The 841-nt window shown below is 32.2% G+C and carries 2 protein-coding genes; both read left to right on the forward strand.

All coding sequences use genetic code 11. The features are described 5' to 3' along the window. Positions 1–205: hypothetical protein (locus JQM82_RS15890; RefSeq protein ID WP_235251390.1), on the forward strand; the 205-nt coding region annotated here is incomplete at its 5' end. Between the two features lie 5 nt (positions 206–210). After that, positions 211–841, forward strand: a 631-nt coding sequence (locus tag JQM82_RS15895; RefSeq protein WP_235251391.1) for a macro domain-containing protein, incomplete at its 3' end; no start/stop codon positions are given.

Genomic DNA, 841 nt, shown 5'->3' on the forward strand with positions numbered 1-841 from the left:
GGAAGGTGGACAGTTGATGAATAAAATTAAATTGAATTCTGAAAGATTTGTGATGCATTTAAAAAATATGGCAGGTATTTTGTTTGCCATTGCTTCAGGTGTTCTTCTATTTATTGATAAAAATGACTTTAAACTCGACTCTGCTTTGAAGGGCGTAGCAGTTATTGCAGCTATTCTTTTTTTTCAATTTTGTATGCTACAGTGAGAACAATGGTTTATAAATGTGTTGAAAAAATCAAGGGTAAGTTATATGTAAAGTATGATGATCTTTGGAATATTGCGTTTTCAAAGAATGGACAGAAAAAGATTGTTGTAGTTAGTGTGAATACTACTTTTGATACTATCGTTGATACTGATTTATCTAGTATTGACAAGCCATTAGTAAGTGCAAGGACAATACACGGTCAGTGGATTAATAAGATGGTGAAAAAAGGGATAAGTGTAGCAGATTTAGACAAAGTTATTACGGACAATCTTGAATTACAGAGTATTCAACCATATAAAGTGATTGAACAGGCAGAAAAAACCAGAGGAAAGTGTAAATGTTATTTTAGAGGAACGATTGCTGTATATGAATATGGAAATACAATTTTCTATTTATTAGCCTTATCAGAATTCGACGAAAATAACAATGCACAGAATACAAAAGAGGAGCTGATTTCCACAATAATAAAGTTAATTGGATACTACGATAAACATGGAAATGGTTATGATCTGTATATTCCTTTGTTAGGAACTGGGCAGTCGCGTACTGGGATTGAAAGGGAAGATTCTTTAGAAATACTTACTTCGATGTTTAGATTGTATGCAGATAGAATCCATGGTCGTGTAAATATTATTG

It is taken from the genome of Faecalicatena contorta (assembly GCF_021531995.1).
Classification (GTDB): domain Bacteria; phylum Bacillota; class Clostridia; order Lachnospirales; family Lachnospiraceae; genus Dorea_A; species Dorea_A contorta_A.